The sequence below is a fragment of the Streptomyces sp. genome, assembly GCF_035645055.1.
In the GTDB taxonomy this organism is placed as follows: domain Bacteria; phylum Actinomycetota; class Actinomycetes; order Streptomycetales; family Streptomycetaceae; genus Streptomyces.
The window spans coordinates 20360-42293 of sequence record NZ_DASQNH010000101.1 but is presented as its reverse complement, the minus strand read 5'-3'; the positions used below and the strand labels follow the sequence as shown (position 1 = coordinate 42293).

Sequence of the window (21934 nt, the reverse complement as noted above, 5' to 3'; positions counted from 1 at the left end):
GTCTACTCGGCGGCCAGGTGCCGTTCCACGGTCTCCACCTTGGAGGTGAGGCCGTCGGTGACGCCGGGCCGGATGTCCGCCTTGAGTACCAGGGACACCCGGGGCGCCCGCGCCTCCACGGCGGCCACGGCCCGCTTGACGACGTCCATGACCTCGTCCCACTCGCCCTCGATCGAGGTGAACATCGCGTCGGTGCGGTTCGGCAGGCCGGACTCGCGGACCACCCGCACGGCGTCGGCGACGTACTCCCCCACGTCCTCACCGACGCCCAGCGGTGTCACGGAGAAGGCGACGATCATGCCTGGACGACCCCTTCGCTGCGGGCACGGGTGGCGATGACCGCGTCCTCGGCCTCACGCTTCAGCATGCGCTCGGCGAAGAAGCCGCCGGTGGGCAGGACCGAGAGGACGAAGTAGAGGGCGGCGGTCCTGAACGGCCACTTGGCGCGGTTCCAGGCGTCCGCCCAGAAGATCACGTACAGGACGAACAGCACGCCGTGCACCGCGCCCATCACGGGCACCGCGTTGAAGTCCGTGGTCCGCTTCAGCACGGAGCAGACGAGCAGGATCAGGAACGAGACGGCCTCGGGAGCCGAGACCAGGCGGAGGCGGCGCAGGGCACTGGCGGTCTTGATGTCCACAGGTCACCTTCGGTGGGAGATTCGCTGGCGGCGGATGCGCCAAGGACGGGGTCGCTTTGTGAACGGATGCACAAACGTCGCTCCATTGTGGCAAACGGCCGCCCCGGGGATGCGCTCAGGGTCCGCTCCGGGTCCGTTCAGGGTCCCGGGCACTGTCGGCGGGCACCCCCGGCCGCTACCGTCACAAACGTGGCGATGTTCCGACTTCAGGGCGGCAGGGTGCTCGCCGTCGACATGACCGGGGACGCCGTGCGCGCCAAGAACGGGTCGATGGTCGCGTACGACGGACAGATGTCCTTCAAGAAGCTGAGCGGCGGCGGTGAGGGGATCCGCGGGATGGTGACCCGGCGGATCACCGGCGAGCAGCTGACCGTGATGGAGGTGAAGGGGCACGGGACGTGCTGGTTCGCGGACCGGGCGTCCGAGATCAACCTGGTGAGCCTCCAGGGCGACAAGCTCTACGTGGAGTCGAGCAATCTGCTCGCGGCCGACGGCGGCCTGCGCACCGGCACGAGCTTCACCGGGCTGCGCGGCGCCTCGCAGGGCAACGGGCTGTTCACCACCACCGTCGAGGGGCACGGGCAGGCGGCGATCACCTCGGACGGGCCCGCGGTGGTGCTGCGGGTCAGCCCGCGGTATCCGCTGAGCGTGGACCCGGGGGCGTATGTGGCGCACCAGGGGAATCTGCGGCAGTCCTTCCAGTCCGGTGTGACCTTCCGCACCGTCATGGGGGAAGGCGGCGGCGAGGCCTTCCAGATCCGGTTCGAGGGGGACGGGCTGGTCTACGTCCAGCCCAGCGAGCGGAACACGATGGCGGGGGACGTGTGAGATGACCTTCCGGGAGATCAACGCGAAGATGGTCGAGGCGACCGTCGTACCGGGTCAGCGGCTGTTCAGCCAGCGCGGAGCGATGCTCGCCTACCGGGGCGAGGTGTCCTTCACCCCGAACCTGGCCGGGGGCCGGGGCGGCGTCATGTCGATGATCGGCCGCCGGCTGGCCGACGAGGACACCCCGCTGATGACCGTCGAGGGCAGCGGCACGGTCCTCTTCGGGCACGGCGGCCATCACGTCCAGGTGATCGGTCTCACCGGTGACACGCTCTACGTGGAGGCGGACCGGCTGCTGGCCTTCGAGGGCACCCTCCAGCAGGGGACGATGTTCATGGGATCCCAGGGCGGCGTGATGGGCATGGTGCGCGGCCAGGTCAGCGGGCAGGGGCTGTTCACCACCACCCTCAAGGGGCACGGCGCCGTCGCCGTGATGGCGCACGGCGGCGTGCTGGAGATCCCGATCACGCCGCAGCGTCCGGTGCATGTCGACCCGCAGGCCTACGTGGCCCACCACGGCGACGTCCGCAACAGGCTGTCGACGGCGCTCGGCTGGCGGGACATGGTGGGCCGGGGCTCCGGTGAGGCGTTCCAGCTGGAGCTGAGCGGGAGCGGTGTGGTCTACGTCCAGGCCTCGGAGGAGAAGCTGTGAGCACCTACGCGACGCCCGGCGGCCCGGCGGTGTTCGACCCCGCCACCCTCCCGGCCGACGACAACGTGAACCCGTACACCTTCTGTGTGGAGCTGAAGGGAACCCAGTGGTTCCTGCAGAAGGGGAAGATGATCGCCTACTACGGCTCGATCGACTTCAACGGCGTGGGGCACGGCCGGCTGGAGCGGCTGGTCCGCACCTCGTTCCACTCACCGCTGCACGCCTCGGACTGGGTGGTGGCGGAGGGCTCGGGGAAGATGCTGCTCGCCGACCGGGCCTTCGATGTGAACTCGTTCGACCTGGAGGACGGCAATCTGACCGTTCGGGCAGGCAATCTGCTCGCTTTTCAGCCAACTCTGTCCCTCAAGCAGTCGATCGTGCCGGGCTTTCTGACCCTCCTCGGAACCGGACGGTTCGTAGCCGCATCTAACGGGCCGGTGGTGTTCATGGAACCCCCGATCCGGGTGGACCCGCAGGCACTCGTCGGCTGGGCCGACTGCCCGTCCCCGTGCCATCACTACGACCACGGGTATCTGACGGGTGTCCTGGGCGGTCTACGTGCGATGACGGGCCTCGGCGGGGCCTCCGGAGAGGAGCACCAGTTCGAGTTCGTGGGGGCCGGCACCGTCCTGCTCCAGTCGACCGAGACCCTGATGTCCGGGCAGGACACGGGCGCGGTTCCGCACGAACCGGGAGTTCCCGGCGGCGGGATGTCCGGAGGGCACGGGGCGCAGGCCGCGACACCGCGCCTTCCCGGACAGCTGGGGGACCTCCAGCGTCGCTTCGGGCTGTGAGCGGTAGTCTGCAGAGTGTGACATCGAACGCGTGCGCACCGTCACACCACCTATACTAGTTCACAATTCAACTTCTTAGGTAGACTTCATTCATGGAGACCGAGACGGCCACGCGCTGGCTGACCGATACGGAGCAGTGTGCCTGGCGCACCCACCTGGAGGTCAACAGGCTGTTGACGTACCAGCTCGAAAAGGATCTTCAGCCGTTCGGCCTGACGATAAACGACTACGAGATCCTGGTGAATCTCTCCGAGTCGGAGGACCTGCGGATGCGGATGAGCGACCTCGCCTCCGCCACCCTCCAGTCCAAGAGCCGCCTCTCGCACCAGATCACCCGCATGGAGAACGCCGGCCTGGTGCGCCGGGAGAACTGCGAGTCCGACCGCCGGGGACTGTTCGCCGTCCTCACCGACCACGGCATGGAGACCATGCGGAAGGTCGCCCCGCACCATGTGGCGTCCGTGCGCAGGCACTTCATCGACCTCCTCTCCCCCGAGGCCCTGACCGAGCTGGACAAGGCCCTCAAGCCCATCGCCGAGCATCTGCGGGGGCATCGGGGCCGTCCCTGACCACGTAGTGCCAAAGGACTAGGCCAGTGGCAGGCGGAGTTCGAACAGGGCTCCGCCTGCCGGGGCACCGCGGGCCGTGAGGGTGCCGCCGTGGCGGACCGCGACGTCGCGGGCGATGGCCAGGCCCAGTCCGGCGCCACCCTCGTCGCGGCTGCGGGCGTCGTCCAGCCGGACGAACCGTTCGAAGATCCGCTCCCGGTCGCCCTCCGGCACCCCGTTCCCGTCGTCGGCGACCCGCACCACGGCCGCCCGGTCCCCGTCCCGGCGCACGCTCACGGTGACCGACGAGCGCGCGTGCCGCTCGGCGTTGTCCAGCAGGTTGGCGAGGACCCGCCCCAGCTGACCGCGCGATCCGGCCACTTCCACACCCCCTTCGGCCGGCTCCGCGTCGACCGTCACCAGCGCCCGCCCCGCCGCCTCCTCCCGGGCCAGCGCCACCAGGTCGACCCGCGTGCCGGCGGGCCGCTCCCCCGCGTCCAGCCGGGCGAGCAGCAGCAGATCGGCGGCGAGCCGTTGCAGGCGTACGGTGTCCTCGACCGCCCCGTCCAGGTCCAGCAGCCCGGGATGGGCGGCGGCCACCTCCAGCTGGGTGCGCAGCGAGGCGATCGGGCTGCGCAGCTCGTGGGAGGCGTCGGCGACGAACCGGCGCTGGCGTTCCACGGAGGTCTCCAGCGCGGCCAGCGTCTCGTTGGTGGTGCGCGCCAGGCGGGCGATCTCGTCGTGGGTCCCGGGTTCGGGCACCCGCCGGGACAGGTCCTCGGAGGCGGTGATCTCGGCCATCTCCCGGCGGATCCCCTCCACCGGGCGCAGGGCCCGCCGGGTGACCAGCCAGGTCACCGAGCCGACCACGGCGAGCAGCAGCGGGAATCCGATCAGCATCACGCCGGCCGCCGTGCGCACCGCGTCCTGCTGGGCCGCGAGCGACGCCCCGGCGTAGACGCGGACCGACTCGTCACGGCCGTCGGTGGCCTCCGCCGCGGCGAAACGGTACGTGCCGCGCTCCCCCTCCACGGTGGCGGTGCCCTGTCCGTGCCAGACGATGTCGCCGAGTTCGCCGGGCTCGGGGCTCTCCTCCTCGTCCTCCTCCGGCTCGGGCGCGCCGCCGCGGACCGGGGTGACACCGGGGACGCCGGTGCCGCTGATCGCCTCCAGCCCCTCGCTGACCGCGAGCACCCGGCCGTCCTCGTCGACCACCTGGACCGGGTTGTCGTCGGCGTCGGGCAGGTCGAGATCGGCGTACGGGGTGCCCGCCGCGACCCGGGAGGCGATCTGCCGGGCGACGCCGTCCGCCTCCGAGTCCGCCCTGCCCTCCAGGTTGCCGCGCAGCGACAGCAGGACGGCCGCGCCGGCCGCGATCAGGGCCACGGCGACCACGAGCGTCGCGCCCCAGGTGGCGCGCGCCCGCACCGAACCGAACAGACGTCTCATCGCGGGGCCTCCAGCCGGTACCCGGCGCCGCGCATCGTACGGATCAGTCCGGCGCCCAGCTTGCGGCGCAGGGCGCTGACATACACCTCGACGATGTTCGGGTCGCCCTCGTAGGCGAAGTCCCAGACGTGCTCCAGGATCTCCGCCTTGGAGACCACCTCGCCCGCCCGCAGCGCCAGCTGCTCCAGCACCGCGAACTCCTTCGCCGTGAGCGGCACTTCCGCCCCGTCCCTGAGGACCCGCCGGGCGCCGGTGTCCAGCCGCAGCCCGCCCGCCTCGATCACCGGTGTCCCGCCGCCCGCGGCGCGGCGGCGCAGCAGCGCGCGGATCCGGGCCACCAGGACGACGTACGAGAACGGCTTGGTCAGATAGTCGTCCGCACCGGTGTCCAGGCCCTCCGCCTCGTCGTACTCGCCGTCCTTCGCGGTGAGCATCAGGATCGGTACGTCGTGGCCGGCGGCGCGCAGGGCCGAGCAGACCCGGTAGCCGTTCATGCCGGGCAGCATGATGTCGAGCACGACCAGGTCGTACGGCGACTCGCTCGCCCGGTGCAGCCCTTCCAGGCCGTCGTGGACGACATCCACGGCGTAGCCCTCGGCGGTGAGGCCCTTGGCCAGGGACAGGGCGAGGCGTTTCTCGTCCTCGACGATCAGGAGGTTGAAGGGGCGGCGCGCGGCGCCTTGAGCAGGGCGGTGGTGGGTGACGGACGGGCGCATGAGGACAGGGTGGCAAACCGAAGCTGAAGCCCTCTTCAGGCGGCTTCAGCGTGGCTTCAGGTTCGGCTCGGCAGAGTGGATCCCGTCGAACCGAGCCAGCCGACCTCTTGGAGGGTCCCCATGAAGCGCAACATCGTCATCGCCGCCGTCACCGCGACCGCCCTGATCGGCGGCGGAGCGGCGGTCGCCTTCGCGGACGGCGACGCCGGCGAGGCGAGGGCGGCGCGGGGCGCGGGTGTCGCCGCGGGCGACGACACCGGCCGGGCGCCCGCGAGCAAGCTGACCGTCGTACAGGCCATCGACGCCGCGCTGAAGGCGCAGCCGGGCACGGTCGTCTCCGCCGACCTCGACGACGAGCGGGACGACGACGGCGAGGACGGCGACGACGGCAACCGCGTCGACGACCGCGGCTGGGAGGTCGACATCCTCGGCTCCGGCCGCACCGTGCACACCGTCCACGTGGACCCGGCGACCGGGAAGATCCTCGGCACCGGCACCGACCGCGACGAGGACGACGCCGTCGAGGCGCGCGGCCTGCTCAAGGGGGCGGACGTGGACGCCCGGGAGGCGGCCGAGGCCGCTGCCGCCGCCGCGAAGGGGGTCGTCAGGTCCGTGGACCTCGACGACGACGAGCACGGCGCGGGCTGGAGCGTGGAGATTGCCGGCTCCGACCAGGACTGGCAGGTCGACCTGAGGACGGGCAAGGCCACGGCGGAGCGGAGCGACTCCGACGACGCGTCCGACGAGGACTGAGCGGCGGACGCCCCGCGGGGCCGAGGTCGGTCGCCGGGTGCGGGCCGGATGGCTCGCGCAGTTCCCCGCGCCCCCGGGAGGCGCTGACGCGCCAGCCGGACGCCCGCCCGGCCTGCGGGACGCTCCCCAGGCGGCCGAGCCGCGTCTTCAGGGGTGCGGGGAACTGCGCGAGCAACCCCCCACGGCCCGCACCCGGCAGGACCGCGCGGCCACGCTGGGCGAGCGCCGCCTCAGGACTCCGTGAGGCTCGCCACGAGTTCGTCCGCCGCGCGGTACGGGTCCAGGTCACCCGCCACGATCCGTTCCGCGAGAGCGGACAGGCGACGATCGCCGTGGAGGTCGCCGATGCGTTCGCGGAGGGCGGTGACCGCGATGGTCTCCACCTCGCGGGCGGCGCGGGCGAGGCGGCGCTCGGCGAGGACGCCGCGCTCCTCCATCCAGGCCCGGTGCTTCTCCAGGGCCTCGACGACCTCGTCGACGCCCTCCGCGCGCGCGGCGACCGTCTTGACGATCGGTGGCCGCCAGTCGCCGGGACCACGGGACTCACCGAGGCCGAGCATGTGGTTCAGCTCGCGGGCGGTGGCGTCGGCCCCGTCCCGGTCCGCCTTGTTGACGACGTAGACGTCGCCGATCTCCAGGATTCCGGCCTTGGCCGCCTGGATTCCGTCACCCATGCCGGGGGCCAGCAGGACGACGCTGGTGTCCGCCTGGGACGCGATCTCGACCTCGGACTGGCCGACGCCGACCGTCTCGACCAGGATCACGTCGCAGCCCGCGGCGTCCAGGACGCGGATGGCCTGCGGGGCGGCCCAGGCCAATCCCCCCAGGTGGCCTCGCGTGGCCATCGAGCGGATGTAGACCCCCGGGTCCGAGGCGTGTTCCGACATCCTCACCCGGTCGCCGAGGAGGGCGCCGCCGGAGAAGGGGGACGACGGGTCGACGGCGAGTACGCCGACCCGCCTGCCCTGCTTGCGGTACGCCGTGACCAGCGCGGACGTGGACGTGGACTTGCCGACGCCGGGCGAGCCGGTCAGGCCGACGACGTACGCGTTGCCGGTCAGCGGGGCGAGCGCCGCCATGACCTCCCTGAGCTGCGGGGACGCCCCCTCCACCAGGGAGATCAGCCGGGCCACGGCCCGCGGCCGGCCTTCCCTGGCCTGGGCGACCAGCGAGGAGACGTCCTGCATCACAGCTCCGTTCACTAGAGATCCGCTCGTCCGCTTTCGGGAACTCAGGCCTTGGGCACCCGCACGATCAGCGCGTCGCCCTGGCCGCCGCCACCGCACAGGGCGGCCGCGCCGACACCGCCGCCGCGCCGCTTCAGCTCCAGGGCGAGGTGCAGCACGAGACGGGCGCCGGACATGCCGATCGGGTGCCCCAGGGCGATGGCACCACCGTTGACGTTCACCTTTTCGGTGGACACGCCGAGGTCCTTCATTGACTGGACGGCGACCGCGGCGAAGGCCTCGTTGATCTCGATCAGATCGAGGTCGGAGACCTCCAGGCCCTCCTTCTTCAGGGCGTGCGCGATCGCGTTCGACGGCTGCGACTGCAAAGAGTTGTCCGGACCGGCGACGTTGCCGTGGGCGCCGATCTCGGCGATCCAGTCCAGGCCCAGCTCCTGCGCCTTGGCCTTGCTCATCACCACGACCGCGGCGGCACCGTCGGAGATCTGCGAGGAGGAGCCGGCGGTGATGGTGCCGTCCTTGGAGAACGCCGGGCGCAGCCTGCCGAGGGACTCCGCGGTGGTGTCGCCGCGGATGCCCTCGTCCTTGCTGAACAGGACCGGGTCGCCCTTGCGCTGCGGGATCTCGACCGGGGTGATCTCGGCCTCGAAGATGCCGTTCTTCTGGGCGGCGGCGGCCCGCTGGTGGGACAGGGCGGCGATCTCGTCCTGTGCCTCACGGCTGATGCCGAGGCGGGTGTTGTACTTCTCCGTCGACTCGCCCATGGCGATGTTCTCGAAGGCGTCGGTCAGACCGTCGTACGCCATGGCGTCGAGCATCTGGACCGCGCCGTACTTGAAGCCCTCGCGGGACTTCGGCAGCAGGTGGGGAGCGTTGGTCATGGACTCCTGGCCGCCTGCGACGACGATGTCGAACTCGCCGGCGCGGATCAGCTGGTCGGCCAGCGCGATGGCGTCGAGGCCGGAGAGGCACACCTTGTTGATGGTGAGCGCCGGGACGTTCATGGGGATGCCCGCCTTGACGGCCGCCTGGCGGGCCGGGATCTGGCCGGCTCCGGCCTGGAGCACCTGGCCCATGATCACGTACTGCACCTGGTCGCCGCCGATCCCCGCACGGTCGAGGGCGGCCTTGATCGCGAAGCCGCCGAGGTCGGCTCCGGAGAAGGACTTCAGCGAGCCGAGCAGCCGTCCCATCGGGGTGCGGGCACCCGCGACGATGACGGATGTCGTGCCGTTCGTGGCAGAAGACATGAGCTGCGATCCCCTTACCGGCTGCACAGCCGAGGAGTGAACGAGGGTTTACTCGAATGTACTGAGCGGTATCCCGCCCGTCATCGGGCTGTCGGTGTGATCGCGCGCACGTTGCGTAACCACCTCCGGAGCGCTGCACTGAGTCCATGCTGACGCGAATCGACCACATCGGGATCGCCTGTTTCGACCTCGACAAGACCGTCGAGTTCTACCGTGCCACCTACGGCTTCGAGGTGTTCCACTCCGAGGTCAACGAGGAGCAGGGCGTGCGCGAGGCCATGCTCAAGATCAACGATACGTCCGACGGCGGGGCTTCGTACCTCCAGCTCCTGGAACCGACCCGGGAGGACTCCACCGTCGCCAAGTGGCTCGCCAAGAACGGCGAGGGCGTGCACCACATCGCCTTCGGCACCGCGGACGTCGACGGCGACGCCGCCGCCATCAAGGACAAGGGCGTCCGGGTGCTCTACGAAGAGCCCCGGCGCGGCTCCATGGGGTCCCGGATCACCTTCCTGCACCCCAAGGATTGCCATGGAGTTCTGACAGAACTGGTCACTTCGGCCCCTGTTGAGTCACCTGAGCACTGACCCTCGTACATAGGGGCCGGTAGGGTTGGGGTCGGTCGCCCCGCTTCCACCGGGGCGACCCGTGCCGGGGTCCGGGTTTCGGGGGACGAGCGTCGGGGCAGCAGCCCATGCTCCGTCGTTGATCTGACACCATTCCCCGGGGGCCCCGTTCGGCGGATGGACGGAGCTCGTTTGGAGAGACTTGCGACCAGGGGACGGATGGGACCGCGCAGTGCGGGGCTACGAGAGCCAGGAGCGAGAGCCGGCGGCTGACGTCGACCACCTCTCTCGGTTCGAGGCCGAGATGAAGCGGCTGAGGACCGAGCGGGAAAAGGCCATCCAGCACGCCGAGGACCTCGGCTACCAGGTCGAGGTGCTGCGGGCCAAGCTGCACGAGGCGCGCCGTACCCTCATGACCCGGCCCGCCTACGACAGCGCCGACATCGGCTACCAGGCCGAACAGTTGCTGCGCAACGCGCAGATGCAGGCCGACCAGATCCGCGCCGACGCCGAGCGCGAACTGAGCCAGGCCCGGGCGCAGACCCAGCGCATCCTCCAGGAGCACGCCGAGCAGGCCGCCCGGCTCCAGGCCGAGCTGCACCAGGAGGCGGTGACCCGGCGCCAGCAGCTCGACCAGGAGCTGGCCGAGCGCCGGCAGACCGTCGAGTCGCACGTCAACGAGAACGTGGCGTGGGCCGAGCAGCTGCGCGCCCGCACCGAGCAGCAGGCCCGCCGTCTGCTGGAGGAGTCCCGCGCGGAGGCCGAGCAGGCGATGGCCGCCGCCCGCGCGGAGGCCGAACGGCTCACCGCCGAAGCACGCCAGCGGCTGCGGAGCGAGGCCGAGACCGCCCGCGCGGAGGCCGAGCAGCTGCTGCGCCGCGCCCGCGCGGACGCCGAACGGCTGCTCAACGCCGCCTCCACGCAGGCCCAGGAGGCCACCGACCACGCCGAGCAGCTGCGCACCACGACCGCCACCGAGTCGGAGGCGGCCCGCCGCCAGGCGACCGAGCTGAGCCGGGCCGCCGAGCAGCGGATGGCGGAGGCCGAGGAGGCGCTGCGCAAGGCGCAGTCCGAGGCGGAGAAGCTGGTCACCGAGGCCAAGGAGGCCGCGGCCAAGACCCTGTCCAGCGCCGAGGCCGCCAACGAGACCCGCACGCGGACGGCGAAGGAGCAGGTCGCCCGGCTGGTCAGCGAGGCCACCAAGGAGGCCGAGAGCACCAAGGCCGAGGCCGAGCAGCTGGTCGCGGACGCCCGCGCGGAGGCCGAGAAGATCGTCGCGGAGGCCGTCGAGAAGGCCCGCACGGTCACCGCCGAGGAGACCGCCACCCAGCTGTCGAAGGCGGCCAAGACCGCCGAGGACGTGCTCACCAAGGCCTCCGAGGACGCCAAGCGGACCACCAGGGCCGCCGCCGAGGAGGCCGAGCGGATCCGCAAGGAGGCCGAGGCCGAGGCGGACCGGCTGCGCGCCGAGGCGCACGACATCGCCGAGCAGCTCAAGGGCGCGGCGAAGGACGACACCAAGGAGTACCGCGCCAAGACGGTCGAGCTGCAGGAGGAGGCCCGCCGGCTGCGCGGCGAGGCCGAGCAGCTGCGCGCCGACGCGGTCGAAGAGGGCGAGAAGATCCGCGCCGGGGCCCGCAAGGAGGCCGTGGCGAAGATCGAGGAGGCGGCCAAGTCCGCCGAGGAGCTGCTGGCCAAGGCGAAAGCCGACGCGGACGAGCTGCGTCGTACCGCCACCGCCGACAGCGAGAAGGTCCGCACCGAGGCCATCGAGCGGGCCACGACGCTGCGCCGGCAGGCCGAGGAGACCCTGGAGCGCACCCGCGCGGAGGCCGAGCGCCACCGCGAGGAGGCCGTCGAGCACGCCGAGGGCATCAAGGCGGAGGCCGAGCGCGTGGCGCGCGAGCTGCGCGAGGAGACCGAGCGCGCGGTCGCGGCCCGGCAGGCGGAGGCCGCCGAGGAGCTGGCCCGCCTCCAGGCCGAGGCCGAGCAGCGGCTGGCCGCCGCCGAGCAGGCGCTGACGGAGGCCCGTGAGGAGGCCGCCCGGATGCGCCGGGAGGCCGCCGAGGAGACCGACCGGCTGCGCGCCGAGTCGGCCGAGCGGATCCGTACGCTCCAGCAGCAGGCGGAGACGGAGGCCGAGCGGCTGCGCAACGAGGCCGCCGCCGACGCGTCCGCGTCCCGCGCGGAGGGCGAGGCCGTCGCCGTACGGCTGCGGTCCGAGGCCGCCGCCGAGGCGGAACGGCTGAAGACGGAGGCGCAGGAGAGCGCCGACCGAATGCGGGCCGAGGCGCAGGCCGCGGCGGAGCGGCTGGCCGCGGAGGCGTCGGAGACGCTGGCCGCCGCGCAGGAGGAGGCCGCCCGGCGCCGCCGCGAGGCGGAGGAGACGCTGGGCGCGGCCCGGCAGGAGGCCGACCAGGAGCGCGAGCGGGCCCGCGAGCAGAGCGAGGAGCTGCTGGCCTCGGCGCGCAAGCGCGTGGAGGAGGCGCAGGCCGAGGCGGTCCGGCTGGTCGAGGAGGCCGACCGGCGCGCCACCGAGATGGTGTCGGCCGCCGAGCAGCGCGCGCAGCAGGTGCGGGACTCGGTCGCCGGGCTGCACGAGCAGGCCCAGGAGGAGATCGCCGGGCTGCGGTCGGCCGCCGAGCACGCGGCGGACCGTACCCGCCGGGAGGCCGAGGAGGAGGCGGACCGGGTCCGCACCGACGCCTACGCCGAGCGCGAGCGCGCCGGTGAGGACGCCGCGCGGATGCGGCACGACGCCACCGCGGAGGTCGAGGCCGCCAAGGCGCTCGCGGAGCGCACCATGGCGGAGGCGATGGCCGAGTCGGAGCGGCTGCGCTCGGACGCGTCCGAGTACGCCCAGCGGCTGCGCACGGAGGCGTCGGACCATCTCGCGGAGGCCGACCAGGCGGCGGCCCGCACCCGCGCGGACGCCCGGGAGGACGCCAACCGGATCCGCTCGGACGCGGCGACGCAGGCCGACACCCTCATCACGGAGGCACGCTCCGAGGCCGAGCGGCTCACCACCGAGACGGCCGCGGAGGCCGAGCGGGTGCGGACCGAGGCGCTGACGGAGGCCGAGCGGCTCACCACGGAGACCGCGGCGGAGGCCGAGCGCGTACGCACCGGCGCGCTGGCCGAGGCCGAGCGGGTCACCACCGAGGCGCGGGCCGAGGCGGAGCGGGTCACGGCCGACGCGGTCACCGAGGCCGAGCGGGTGCGCACCGAGGCGGTGGCGAACGCCGAGCAGCTGATCGCGGACGCCACCGGCGAGGCGGAGCGGCTGCGCGCCGAGGCCGCGGAGACGGTCGGGTCGGCGCAGGCGCACGCGGAGCGCGTCCGGGCGGAGTCGGAGCGGGTCAGGACCGAGGCGGCCGGGGAGGCCGAGCGGCTGACCGCAGCGGCGCGCGAGGAGGCCGAGCGGACCCTCGACGAGGCCCGCAAGGAGGCCAACAAGCGGCGTTCGGAGGCGGCGGAGCAGGTCGACAAGCTCATCTCGGAGACCGCGGCCGAGGCCGACAAGCTGCTCACCGAGGCTCAGACGCAGGCCCTGAAGACCACCGCGGACGCCGAGTCGCAGGCCGACACCATGGTGGGCGCGGCCCGCAAGGAGGCCGAGCGGATCGTCTCCGAGGCGACGATCGAGGGCAACTCGCGGGTGGAGAAGGCCCGTACGGACGCGGACGAGCTGCTGGTCGGCGCGCGCCGGGACGCCACGGCGATAAGGGAGCGCGCGGAGGAGCTGCGCGATCGCGTCACCACCGAGATCGAGGAGCTGCACGAGCGGGCCCGCCGTGAGGCCGCCGAGACGATGAAGTCGACCGGCGACCGGTGCGACGCGCTGATCAAGGCCGCCGAGGAGCAGCTGGCCAAGGCCGAGGCGAAGGCGAAGGAGCTGGTGTCGGAGGCGAACTCCGAGGCCGGCAAGGTGCGCATCGCCGCGGTGAAGAAGGCCGAGGGGCTGCTGAAGGAGGCCGAGCAGAAGAAGGCCAAGCTGGTCAAGGAGGCCGAGGAGCTGAAGGCCGAGGCGGTCCGCGAGGCCGAGCGCACGGTCGCGGAGGGCAAGCGCGAGCTGGAGATCCTGATGCGCCGCCGCGAGGACATCAACGCGGAGATCTCACGGGTCCAGGACGTCCTGGAGGCGCTGGAGTCCTTCGAGGCTCCGGCGGCCGGCAAGGACGGCGGCGTCAAGGCCGGTGCGACGGTCGGCGCGCCCCGATCGGGTGGCAAGTCGTCGGACGGGTAGTCAAGAGGCGGTACGGAGGTGTTTCCTGGGGTCTTTGGCCACGTCGTCGACGGGGCCTTTGGCCAAGCCTTTGATGACGCGTTTGGCAAGCAGTCCGACGGTTAGCCACTCAAAAGGGGTGTCATTCTCCAGATCAAACACGCATCCGCTCGATGACACACCGTTCTGGCCCCTAGGATTCCACCTATCACCTCACCGGTCTCATTCGACAGGAACCCCATGAGCGACACTTCCCCCTACGGCTTCGAGCTTGTGCGGCGTGGGTACGACCGCGCTCAGGTGGACGAACGTATCTCCAAGCTCGTCTCCGACCGTGACAGTGCTCTCGCCCGCATCACCGCTCTGGAAAAGCGCATCGAGGAGCTCCACCTCGAAACGCAGAACGCCCAGGCCCAGGTAAGCGACGCCGAGCCGTCGTACGCCGGTCTCGGTGCCCGCGTCGAGAAGATCCTGCGGCTCGCCGAGGAAGAGGCCAAGGACCTGCGCGAGGAGGCCCGCCGCGCCGCCGAGCAGCACCGCGAGCTGGCCGAGTCGGCGGCCCAGCAGGTGCGCAACGACGCCGAGTCGTTCGCGGCCGAGCGCAAGGCGAAGGCCGAGGACGAGGGCGTCCGGATCGTCGAGAAGGCCAAGAGCGACGCCGCTCAGCTGCGTGCCGAGGCGCAGAAGGACGCGCAGTCCAAGCGCGAGGAGGCCGACGCGCTGTTCGAGGAGACCCGCGCCAAGGCCGCGCAGGCCGCCGCGGACTTCGAGACGAACCTGGCCAAGCGCCGCGAGCAGTCCGAGCGGGACCTGGCGTCGCGGCAGGCCAAGGCCGAGAAGCGCCTCGCCGAGATCGAGCACCGTGCGGAGCAGCTGCGCCTGGAGGCCGAGAAGCTGCGCACCGACGCCGAGCGCCGGGCCCGCCAGACGGTGGAGACCGCCCAGCGCCAGGCCGAGGACATCGTGGCCGACGCCAATGCCAAGGCCGACCGGATCCGCTCGGAGTCCGAGCGCGAGCTGGCCGCCCTCACCAACCGCCGCGACTCGATCAACGCCCAGCTCACGAACGTGCGCGAGATGCTCGCCACGCTGACGGGCGCCGCGGTGGCCGCCGCCGGCACGCCGACCGAGGACGAGCCGATCTCCCGCGGGGTGCCCGCCCAGCAGTCCCGGTAACCGGCACGGTCCCGGTAACCGGCACCGCACAGAGCCCTCTGCCACTCCGGTGGCAGGGGGCTTTGTCCCGTTTTAGCGTGGCGACATGATCGAACTCGAGGGGCTGACGAAGCGGTACGGCGAGAAGGTGGCGGTCAACAACCTGACCTTCGCGGTGAGACCGGGCATCGTCACGGGGTTCCTCGGTCCGAACGGCGCGGGCAAGTCCACCACGATGCGGATGATGCTGGGCCTGGACCGGCCGACGGCCGGGGACGTGCGGATCGACGGCAAGCACTACGACCGGCTCAAGGACCCGCTGAAGTACATCGGCGCACTCCTCGACGCGAAGGCCGTGCACGGCGGGCGCAGCGCCTTCAACCATCTGCTGTGCCTGGCGCAGAGCAACGGCATCCCGGCGCAGCGGGTGCACGAGGTGCTGGACACCGTGGGCCTGACGGCGGTGGCGCGCAAGAAGACCAAGGGGTTCTCGCTCGGCATGGGCCAGCGGCTGGGCATCGCCGCCGCGCTGCTGGGCGATCCGCGGATCCTGATGTTCGACGAGCCGGTGAACGGGCTCGATCCCGAGGGCATCCACTGGATCCGCACGCTGATGAAGTCGCTGGCCGGGCAGGGCCGGACGGTGTTCGTTTCGAGTCATCTGATGAGCGAGATGGCACTGACCGCGGACCACCTGGTGGTGATCGGGCAGGGCCGGCTGCTCGCCGACACGTCGATGGCGGACTTCATCGCGCGGAACTCGCGCAGTTACGTCCGGATCCGCACCCCGCAGCCCGAGCGGTTGCTCGATGTGCTGCACGGTGCCGGGATCACGGCCGTGGCGGCCGGCGGCGGGGCGTTCGAGGTGGACGGCGAGAAACCGGAGCGGATCGGTGAGCTGGCCGCGCAGCGGCAGGTGGTGCTGCATGAGCTGAGCCCGCAGCAGGCCTCCCTGGAGGAGGCGTTCATGCGGCTGACCGCCGAGTCGGTCGAATACCACGCCCACTCCGGCGCGCCCGCGCGCACGCAGTGGGGCAATGGCTGGAAGAAGGGTTGAGGCATGGCGGCCACCCAGGTCATCCGGTCCGAATGGACGAAGATCCGCTCGGTCGCGTCCACAGTATGGACACTCTCCCTCACCGTGCTGGTCACGATCGCACTCGGAATGCTCATTTCCGCGCTTTCGAAGAACGAGTTCGACAACATGAGCGCCCGGGACCGACTGTCCTTCGACCCGACGTTCATCAGCTTCGCGGGAATGAGTCTCGGCCAGCTCGCGATGATCGTGTTCGGGGTGCTCGTGGTCTCCAACGAGTACAGCTCCGGAATGATCCGCACCTCGCTGGCCGCCGTGCCGCAGCGCGGCACCTTCCTGTTCGGCAAGCTCGCCGTCGCCACCGTGCTCGTCCTGGCCGTCGGCATGGCCACCAGCTTCGCCGCCTTCTTCCTCGGCCAGGCGATGCTCGGCGATCTCAGGGCGTCCATCGGCGATCCGGGAGTGCTGCGCGCGGTGATCGGCGGCGGGCTCTACATGACCCTCATCGCGATGTTCTCGATGGGCGTCGCCGCGATGCTGCGCTCACCGATGCTGTCGCTGGGCATCCTGATGCCCTTCTTCTTCCTGATCTCCAGCATCCTGGGCAACGTCGGCGCGACCGAGAAGATCGGCCGGTTCCTGCCGGACCAGGCCGGCAGCAAGATCATGCAGGTGGTGCCGCCGGTCGGCGACGACACCCCGTACGGCCCCTGGGGCGGGCTCGGGATCATGGCGCTGTGGGTGCTCGCGGCCCTCGTCGGCGGTTACGTCCTGCTGAAGCGGCGGGACGCCTAGTCACCGGCGGTCGGCTGAGAGTTTTTGCTCGACCTTGAAGGGAACCGTCAGCGCCTCGGTATCCTCCTAACCCTTACGGGGGCGTGTGCCCCGCTGTCCTGAACCTTTCGATGGGTGCGGAGCATGATCGAAGCAGTCGGCCTGACCAAGCGCTACGGCGACAAGACCGCTGTGCACAACCTTTCCTTCCAGGTACGGCCCGGCGCCGTCACCGGCTTCCTGGGCCCCAACGGCTCGGGCAAGTCGACGACCATGCGGATGATCCTCGGCCTGGACAACCCCACCTCGGGACAGGTCACGATCGGCGGCTACCCGTACCGCAAGCTGCCCAACGCGCCCCGCCAGGTCGGCGCGCTGCTCGACGCCAAGGCCGTGCACGGTGGACGCTCGGCCCGCAACCATCTGCTCTCCCTGGCCCAGCTGTCCGGCATCCCGGCCCGCCGGGTGGACGAGGTGCTGGGCGTGGTCGGCCTCCAGGACGTCGCCCGGCGCCGCTCCAAGGGCTTCTCGCTCGGCATGGGCCAGCGGCTCGGCATCGCCGCCGCCCTGCTCGGCGACCCCCAGGTGCTGCTGTTCGACGAGCCGGTCAACGGCCTCGACCCCGAGGGCATCCTCTGGGTGCGCAACCTGATGAAGTCGCTCGCGGCGGAGGGCCGTACGGTCTTCGTCTCCTCGCACCTGATGAGCGAGATGGCGCTGACCGCCGACCACCTCATCGTGATCGGGCGCGGACAGCTGCTCGCCGACATGAGCGTGCGGGACTTCATCGCGGCGAACTCGGCCGGCTTCGCCCGGGTGCGCACCCCGGACACCGAGCCGCAGCTGCGCGAGAAGCTGTCGGCCGCGCTCACCGAGGCGGGCGGCCAGGTGCTGCCCGAGCAGGACGGCGCCCTGCGGGTGACCGGGCTGCCGCTCCCCCGCATCAGCGACATCGCCCACGAGACGGACGTACGGCTGTGGGAGCTGTCGCCGCACCAGGCCTCCCTGGAGGAGGCGTACATGCGGATGACCCAGGCCGTCGTCGACTACCGCTCGACCATCGACCAGAAGGCGGGCCTCCAGCAGCCCCTGCCGCCCGGCGCGCAGCCGCCGATGCCGGTGCCCGGCCAGGGCCAGCCGGGCTGGTACGCCCCGCCGCCGCCCCAGCAGGGCGGGCAGCCGTTCGCGCCGCCGCAGGGGACCGGGGCGTACGGCGCCCAGGGTCCGTACGGCGGCCCGGAGGCTCCCGGCGCCCCCGCCGTGCCCGGCGCCGGACAGCCGAACCCGTACGCCCAGCAGGCACCGCGGCAGCCCGCGCCCGCCCCGGTCCCCGCGGCGCCGCAGGACCAGGCCCCGGCCGCCCCCGACGCCCCCTCGGCTCCTCCGGCGGCGCCCGCCGCGCCGCAGGCCGCCCCCGCCCCCGTCTCCGACCCGACCCAGTCCGAGGACGCCCGATGAGCACGCCCCAGACCCCGATGTCGCCGGCCGCGCCCGGCACGCCGCCGTACTCCGGTTACACCTCGCCGATCCCCGTCGTCCGCACCCACCTCGGGCACGCGCTCGCCTCGGAGTGGACGAAGATCAAGTCGGTGCGGTCGACGATGTGGACGCTGGGCGTGTTCGTCGCGCTCGTCATCGGCATCGGCCTGCTGACCGGCACGGTGGTGGGCGGTTCGGCGTCCGAGGGCGACCTCGGCTCGGAGAGCGCGCTGGCCCTCGGCTTCTTCGGGCTGCTGCTCGGCAGCATGTGCATCATCACGCTCGGCGTGCTGACCACCGCCTCCGAGTACGGCACCGGGATGATCCGTACGACGATGACCGCCTGCCCCTCGCGCGGCCGGGTGCTGACGGCGAAGGCAATGGTGTTCTTCGCGGTCGCCTTCACCGTGACGCTGGTCTCGTCCGCGCTGGTGGCCGTCGCCCAGGTCGGCATGGTGGACGCCCGGGACCCCTCGGGCGGCGAGTGGCTGAAGGCCACGGTCGGCGTCTCGCTCTACATCGCCCTGCTCGGACTGCTCTCGCTCGTCGTCGGCTCGGTCATCCGGCACTCCGCGGGCGCCATCACCATCATGATCGGCGCGGTGCTCGCCCCGCTGGTGGTCGCGCTGTTCATGTTCTCCGCGTCGCTGGAGGACCTCCGGGAATTCCTGTTCGAGTACTCGATCCCGAACCAGCTCGGCGTCTTCTACGCCAACTCCCTCAGTGAGTCGGGCCCGTCGGGCTGGGACCCGCTGTGGATCATGCTGGGCGTCACCGCCGTCGCCTTCGCGGGCGCCTACGCGCTGCTGGAGCGGCGGGACGTCTAGAGAAGGCCGCTCAGAACCTCGGCGCGTTACGGGACCGCTGCACCCGCGTGGTGCGGCGGTCCCGCGCGTTCCAGCAGGACTTGTGCCAGTGCCGGCGGTCGTCGACGCCCGCGTGCGCGGGCCACGCGACCACATGCGGGACGCCGTCCGGGATCAGCTGCTCGCAGCCCGGGCAGCGATAGCTCTTGCCCTGCGCACTCGCGCCCGCGACATGGCGCACGCTCCACTCCTCGCCGCCCCAGTCCTCGCTGGACTGCCAGCCGCCGTAGCGGCCCGGCCGGTCGTCCTCGGCGCCGCGGCCGGCGGAGACGGCATTCTTCGGGCCCATGGGTCGGTTGCGACGCGGGGACACGGAACACCTCACGGAGCTATACAGGAAGCGGGTCCTGTCCAGCCTACGCGCCCCCGACAGGGGTAGGCGGAAGCGGCGAAGCATCCAAGTCCCCGGCTCCGGCCAGGCATTCTGCAGACAATCGGCCAATTCTTCGGCCGGGCCGTGTCCTCGGCACGTGTCAGACGGTTATGCCGGGTGGGGGAGCTCCGTGTCGGAGCCAAGGAAGCAGGAAGAGCGATGCGCGTAGGTAGTTTCGTGTTGGGGGCCCAGTTCCCGGGTCAGGGCCAGGGGGAGGCGCTGCACCGCGCGGTCCGCGCGGCGGAGGCCTCCGAGGAGGCGGGGCTCGACTCGGTCTGGCTGGCCGAGCACCACTTCGTGCCGTACGGCACCTGCCCGTCGGCCATCACCCTCGCCGCGTTACTGCTCGGCCGCACGCGGCGCATCCAGGTCGGCACGGCGGTCAGCGTGCTGCCCACCACCCACCCCGTGACCCTGGGCGAACAGGCCGCTCTGCTCCATGTGACCAGCGGCGGCCGGCTGTCGCTCGGGGTCGGCCGGGGCGGCCCGTGGGTCGACCTGGAGGTGTTCGGCACCGGCCTGGAGGCGTACGAGCAGGGCTTCCCGGAATCACTCGATCTGCTGGTGCGCTGGCTGCGTGAACCCCGCGTCGAGGCCGCCGGGGAGCGGTACGCCTTCCGGGAGGTGCCCGTCGTACCGAGGCCGTCGGAGTCCCTGACGGAGACCGGCGGCCCGGAGGTGCTGGTCGCCTGCACCTCCCCCGCCAGCGTGCGGACGGCCGCCGAGCGCGGACTGCCGATGCTGCTCGGCATGCATGTCGGCGACGAGGAGAAGGCCGAGATGGCCGGCCTGTGGCGCCGCCTCGCCCGGGCCGCCGGCCGGCCCGCGGAGCAGATCGCCGACCCGGGCCATGTGTCCGCCGGCGTCTGCCAGATCGCGGACCGGCGCGTCGACGCGGCCGAGACCCTGACCAAGGCGATGCCGGGCTGGCTGAAGCAGGGCCTGGACGCGCATGTGACGGTCGACGGCCGGGAGCGCCGGATGCGCGACCCACTGGCCTACACCGAACTGCTCTGCGGGCTGCACCCCGTGGGCACCCCGCGGTTGTGCGCCGACCGGCTCGCGGCGACCAGCGAGCGGACCGGCATTTCCCGTTTCGCCCTGCTGGTCGAAGGCTCGGGAGACCTGGCGGCGACGGAGGAGAACCTGCGCCGCCTCGGCGCGGAGGTGCTGCCGCAACTGCGCTGAGCGCACCGGACGCCGAGCGGGCCGGACGAGGCGGCCGGCGGCGCGGGAGGCTTGCCGCCCCGATAGAGATCGCACCTCCCATGGGCGGGAGCGGCAAGCTGAGGCCGGCCCACCGCGTCAGCAGTCCCGAAGCTCCGGGGACTGGTTGAGCAGCTGGCTGCGCACCGAGGTGAAGCGGGTCAGCGTCTCGTCCACCGAGGCGTCCAGCGGGAACACGGCCACCCGGTGGCAGTTCTGGAAGGCGAGCCGCACACCGAAGTGCCGCTGCAGCGCACCGCGGATGGCGTCACTCGCGAGCGCACGCAGGAGCTGACCGCGTGCCTGCTCGTCCGGCGGGGGCGTCTGGTTGTCGGCGAACTGGCCGCCGTCCACCTTCAGCTGGGCCACCAGGGAGCTGATCATCTCCCACGCGTAGGGCAGGGAGGTCCGGACGCAGTCGACGAAGTCAGCTTCGTCGACCTCGCCTCGCTCGGCCTGTTCGAGTAGGGCCGGTGAGACGTCGAGCGACATGGGTACTCCTCTCGCACCCCCGACCAGCAGGGGTTGCCGGACAGATAGGGGAGCGCGATACGGACACCCTGAGTACACGCGTCGCGACCTCCCGTTCACTACGGTAGGCAACGGACGGTGACGGCACCAGGAGAATGCGGATACAGGCGGATCCCAGTAGGCACACAATCGGCCACGACCGAACACGAGTGTTCCGGATAAACAGGACGCGAATCGCGTACCGCCCGGGGCGTCGAGTAGCGTTGCCGACCATGCGTCTCGTCATTGCCCGATGCTCGGTCGACTACGCCGGCCGGCTCACCGCCCATCTCCCCTCGGCACCCCGTCTGATCCTGGTGAAGGCGGACGGCAGTGTCTCCATCCACGCGGACGACCGGGCGTACAAGCCCCTCAACTGGATGTCGCCGCCCTGCACGCTGAAGGAGGGCAGCGGCGAGGACGAGGGCGTGTGGACCGTCATCAACAAGGCGGGCGAGAAGCTGATCATCACCATGGAGGAAGTCCTCCACGACTCCTCGCACGAACTGGGCGTCGACCCCGGCCTGATCAAGGACGGAGTGGAAGCGCACCTCCAGGAACTGCTCGCCGACCGCATCGACACGCTCGGCGAGGGCTACACGCTGATCCGCCGCGAGTACATGACGGCCATCGGCCCCGTCGACATCCTGTGCCGGGACGCGGAGGGACAGACCGTCGCGGTCGAGATCAAGCGGCGTGGCGAGATCGACGGCGTGGAGCAACTCACCCGTTATCTGGAGCTGTTGAACCGGGATCCCCATCTGGCGCCGGTGCGCGGCATCTTCGCCGCGCAGGAGATCAAGCCGCAGGCCCGGGTCCTCGCCACGGACCGCGGCATCGGCTGCCACGTCCTGGACTACGACGCGCTGCGCGGCATCGAGGACGACAAGCTGCGGCTGTTCTGAGCGTTCTTCTCCTCCTCCGCAT

At 71.7% G+C, this 21934-nt stretch carries 22 protein-coding genes; 14 read left to right on the top strand and 8 right to left on the bottom strand.

The features are described 5' to 3' along the window. Positions 1-2 precede the first annotated feature (2 nt). Positions 3-299 (bottom strand): MTH1187 family thiamine-binding protein, encoded by a 297-nt coding sequence (locus VE614_RS32660; protein ID WP_324945664.1) that lies wholly within the window; start codon positions 297-299, stop codon positions 3-5. Further along, positions 296-640 carry a DUF3817 domain-containing protein gene (locus VE614_RS32655; RefSeq protein ID WP_324945661.1) on the bottom strand — a complete coding sequence of 115 codons (345 nt, stop codon included), beginning with the start codon at positions 638-640 and terminating at the stop codon, positions 296-298. The genes VE614_RS32660 and VE614_RS32655 overlap by 4 nt, the downstream gene beginning before the upstream one ends. A gap of 195 nt (positions 641-835) precedes the next feature. Here VE614_RS32655 and VE614_RS32650 point away from each other — a divergent pair, with 195 nt between their 5' ends. The 4 genes from VE614_RS32650 (at position 836) to VE614_RS32635 (ending at position 3483) form a co-directional block, all read left to right on the top strand. Further along, a complete protein-coding gene (locus VE614_RS32650) occupies positions 836-1468 on the top strand; it encodes an AIM24 family protein (RefSeq protein WP_324945738.1) in 633 nt (210 codons plus the stop codon). 1 nt (position 1469) lies between these two features. Further along, positions 1470-2120: an AIM24 family protein gene (locus VE614_RS32645; RefSeq protein WP_324945658.1), complete on the top strand. Its 651-nt coding sequence runs from the start codon at positions 1470-1472 to the stop codon at positions 2118-2120. Next, positions 2117-2914: an AIM24 family protein gene (locus tag VE614_RS32640; RefSeq protein ID WP_324945655.1), complete on the top strand. Its 798-nt coding sequence runs from the start codon at positions 2117-2119 to the stop codon at positions 2912-2914. Before VE614_RS32645 ends, VE614_RS32640 begins: the two co-directional genes overlap by 4 nt. Positions 2915-3006: 92 nt before the next feature. Next, a complete protein-coding gene (locus VE614_RS32635) occupies positions 3007-3483 on the top strand; it encodes a MarR family winged helix-turn-helix transcriptional regulator (protein WP_324945652.1) in 477 nt (158 codons plus the stop codon). Positions 3484-3501: 18 nt separating this feature from the next. On the opposite strand, the gene VE614_RS32630 is transcribed toward VE614_RS32635, so the two are convergent. Together VE614_RS32630 and VE614_RS32625 are read right to left on the bottom strand one after the other, a co-directional pair. After that, the gene (locus VE614_RS32630) at positions 3502-4911 is read right to left on the bottom strand and encodes a HAMP domain-containing sensor histidine kinase (RefSeq protein ID WP_324945649.1); all 1410 of its coding nucleotides are present in this window, start codon (positions 4909-4911) and stop codon (positions 3502-3504) included. After that, positions 4908-5627, bottom strand: coding sequence for a response regulator transcription factor (locus VE614_RS32625; RefSeq protein WP_324945646.1), 720 nt, complete (start codon positions 5625-5627; stop codon positions 4908-4910). Before VE614_RS32625 ends, VE614_RS32630 begins: the two co-directional genes overlap by 4 nt. Positions 5628-5747: 120 nt before the next feature. On the opposite strand from VE614_RS32625, the gene VE614_RS32620 reads away from it, so the two are divergent. Then, the gene (locus VE614_RS32620) at positions 5748-6380 is read left to right on the top strand and encodes a PepSY domain-containing protein (RefSeq protein ID WP_324945643.1); all 633 of its coding nucleotides are present in this window, start codon (positions 5748-5750) and stop codon (positions 6378-6380) included. Between the two features lie 230 nt (positions 6381-6610). Here the strand turns inward: VE614_RS32620 and meaB are convergent, their stop codons facing one another. Further along, positions 6611-7567, bottom strand: coding sequence for a methylmalonyl Co-A mutase-associated GTPase MeaB (meaB, locus tag VE614_RS32615; RefSeq protein WP_324945640.1), 957 nt, complete (start codon positions 7565-7567; stop codon positions 6611-6613). 44 nt (positions 7568-7611) lie between these two features. Next, the gene (locus tag VE614_RS32610) at positions 7612-8817 is read right to left on the bottom strand and encodes an acetyl-CoA C-acetyltransferase (RefSeq protein WP_324945637.1); all 1206 of its coding nucleotides are present in this window, start codon (positions 8815-8817) and stop codon (positions 7612-7614) included. 146 nt (positions 8818-8963) lie between these two features. On the opposite strand from VE614_RS32610, the gene mce reads away from it, so the two are divergent. From mce to VE614_RS32575, 7 genes are all read left to right on the top strand, one after another. After that, positions 8964-9404: a methylmalonyl-CoA epimerase gene (mce, locus tag VE614_RS32605; RefSeq protein WP_073940977.1), complete on the top strand. Its 441-nt coding sequence runs from the start codon at positions 8964-8966 to the stop codon at positions 9402-9404. A 211-nt stretch (positions 9405-9615) separates the two neighbouring features. After that, positions 9616-13629 (top strand): polarized growth protein Scy, encoded by a 4014-nt coding sequence (gene scy, locus VE614_RS32600; protein WP_324945633.1) that lies wholly within the window; start codon positions 9616-9618, stop codon positions 13627-13629. 219 nt (positions 13630-13848) lie between these two features. Further along, the gene (locus tag VE614_RS32595) at positions 13849-14784 is read left to right on the top strand and encodes a cellulose-binding protein (protein WP_324945630.1); all 936 of its coding nucleotides are present in this window, start codon (positions 13849-13851) and stop codon (positions 14782-14784) included. An 85-nt stretch (positions 14785-14869) separates the two neighbouring features. Beyond that, the gene (locus VE614_RS32590; RefSeq protein ID WP_324945627.1) at positions 14870-15820 is read left to right on the top strand and encodes an ABC transporter ATP-binding protein; all 951 of its coding nucleotides are present in this window, start codon (positions 14870-14872) and stop codon (positions 15818-15820) included. Positions 15821-15823: 3 nt separating this feature from the next. Further along, positions 15824-16594, top strand: a complete 771-nt coding sequence (locus VE614_RS32585; RefSeq protein WP_324945624.1) for an ABC transporter permease — start codon at positions 15824-15826, stop codon at positions 16592-16594. A 123-nt stretch (positions 16595-16717) separates the two neighbouring features. Then, positions 16718-18031 carry an ABC transporter ATP-binding protein gene (locus VE614_RS32580; protein ID WP_324945621.1) on the top strand — a complete coding sequence of 438 codons (1314 nt, stop codon included), beginning with the start codon at positions 16718-16720 and terminating at the stop codon, positions 18029-18031. Then, positions 18028-18879, top strand: coding sequence for an ABC transporter permease subunit (locus VE614_RS32575; RefSeq protein WP_324945618.1), 852 nt, complete (start codon positions 18028-18030; stop codon positions 18877-18879). Before VE614_RS32580 ends, VE614_RS32575 begins: the two co-directional genes overlap by 4 nt. Positions 18880-18889: 10 nt before the next feature. Here the strand turns inward: VE614_RS32575 and VE614_RS32570 are convergent, their stop codons facing one another. After that, positions 18890-19231, bottom strand: a complete 342-nt coding sequence (locus VE614_RS32570) for an ATP/GTP-binding protein (RefSeq protein WP_324945615.1) — start codon at positions 19229-19231, stop codon at positions 18890-18892. 219 nt (positions 19232-19450) lie between these two features. Here VE614_RS32570 and VE614_RS32565 point away from each other — a divergent pair, with 219 nt between their 5' ends. Further along, positions 19451-20479, top strand: coding sequence for an LLM class flavin-dependent oxidoreductase (locus VE614_RS32565; RefSeq protein ID WP_324945611.1), 1029 nt, complete (start codon positions 19451-19453; stop codon positions 20477-20479). Positions 20480-20596: 117 nt separating this feature from the next. Here VE614_RS32565 and VE614_RS32560 read toward each other — a convergent pair whose 3' ends face one another. After that, entirely contained in the window at positions 20597-20989 is a 393-nt protein-coding gene (locus tag VE614_RS32560; protein WP_324945608.1) for an SCO5389 family protein, read from the bottom strand. Between the two features lie 251 nt (positions 20990-21240). Here VE614_RS32560 and nucS point away from each other — a divergent pair, with 251 nt between their 5' ends. Further along, entirely contained in the window at positions 21241-21912 is a 672-nt protein-coding gene (gene nucS, locus VE614_RS32555) for an endonuclease NucS (RefSeq protein WP_324945605.1), read from the top strand. The last annotated feature ends 22 nt before the right edge of the window (positions 21913-21934 follow it).

Bases quoted from the DNA above. Each gene is read 5' to 3' on its own strand.
- VE614_RS32565 (WP_324945611.1), top strand. From the start codon at position 19,451: ATGCGCGTAGGTAGTTTCGTGTTGGGGGCCCAGTTCCCGGGTCAGGGC.
- VE614_RS32585 (WP_324945624.1), top strand. From the start codon at position 15,824: ATGGCGGCCACCCAGGTCATCCGGTCCGAATGGACGAAGATCCGCTCG.
- VE614_RS32620 (WP_324945643.1), top strand. From the start codon at position 5,748: ATGAAGCGCAACATCGTCATCGCCGCCGTCACCGCGACCGCCCTGATC.
- VE614_RS32595 (WP_324945630.1), top strand. From the start codon at position 13,849: ATGAGCGACACTTCCCCCTACGGCTTCGAGCTTGTGCGGCGTGGGTAC.
- VE614_RS32650 (WP_324945738.1), top strand. From the start codon at position 836: ATGTTCCGACTTCAGGGCGGCAGGGTGCTCGCCGTCGACATGACCGGG.
- VE614_RS32625 (WP_324945646.1), bottom strand. From the start codon at position 5,627: ATGCGCCCGTCCGTCACCCACCACCGCCCTGCTCAAGGCGCCGCGCGC.
- VE614_RS32610 (WP_324945637.1), bottom strand. From the start codon at position 8,817: ATGTCTTCTGCCACGAACGGCACGACATCCGTCATCGTCGCGGGTGCC.
- nucS (WP_324945605.1), top strand. From the start codon at position 21,241: ATGCGTCTCGTCATTGCCCGATGCTCGGTCGACTACGCCGGCCGGCTC.
- VE614_RS32630 (WP_324945649.1), bottom strand. From the start codon at position 4,911: ATGAGACGTCTGTTCGGTTCGGTGCGGGCGCGCGCCACCTGGGGCGCG.
- VE614_RS32645 (WP_324945658.1), top strand. From the start codon at position 1,470: ATGACCTTCCGGGAGATCAACGCGAAGATGGTCGAGGCGACCGTCGTA.
- mce (WP_073940977.1), top strand. From the start codon at position 8,964: ATGCTGACGCGAATCGACCACATCGGGATCGCCTGTTTCGACCTCGAC.
- VE614_RS32575 (WP_324945618.1), top strand. From the start codon at position 18,028: ATGAGCACGCCCCAGACCCCGATGTCGCCGGCCGCGCCCGGCACGCCG.
- VE614_RS32660 (WP_324945664.1), bottom strand. From the start codon at position 299: ATGATCGTCGCCTTCTCCGTGACACCGCTGGGCGTCGGTGAGGACGTG.
- VE614_RS32580 (WP_324945621.1), top strand. From the start codon at position 16,718: ATGATCGAAGCAGTCGGCCTGACCAAGCGCTACGGCGACAAGACCGCT.
- VE614_RS32560 (WP_324945608.1), bottom strand. From the start codon at position 20,989: ATGTCGCTCGACGTCTCACCGGCCCTACTCGAACAGGCCGAGCGAGGC.
- VE614_RS32635 (WP_324945652.1), top strand. From the start codon at position 3,007: ATGGAGACCGAGACGGCCACGCGCTGGCTGACCGATACGGAGCAGTGT.
- meaB (WP_324945640.1), bottom strand. From the start codon at position 7,567: ATGCAGGACGTCTCCTCGCTGGTCGCCCAGGCCAGGGAAGGCCGGCCG.
- VE614_RS32590 (WP_324945627.1), top strand. From the start codon at position 14,870: ATGATCGAACTCGAGGGGCTGACGAAGCGGTACGGCGAGAAGGTGGCG.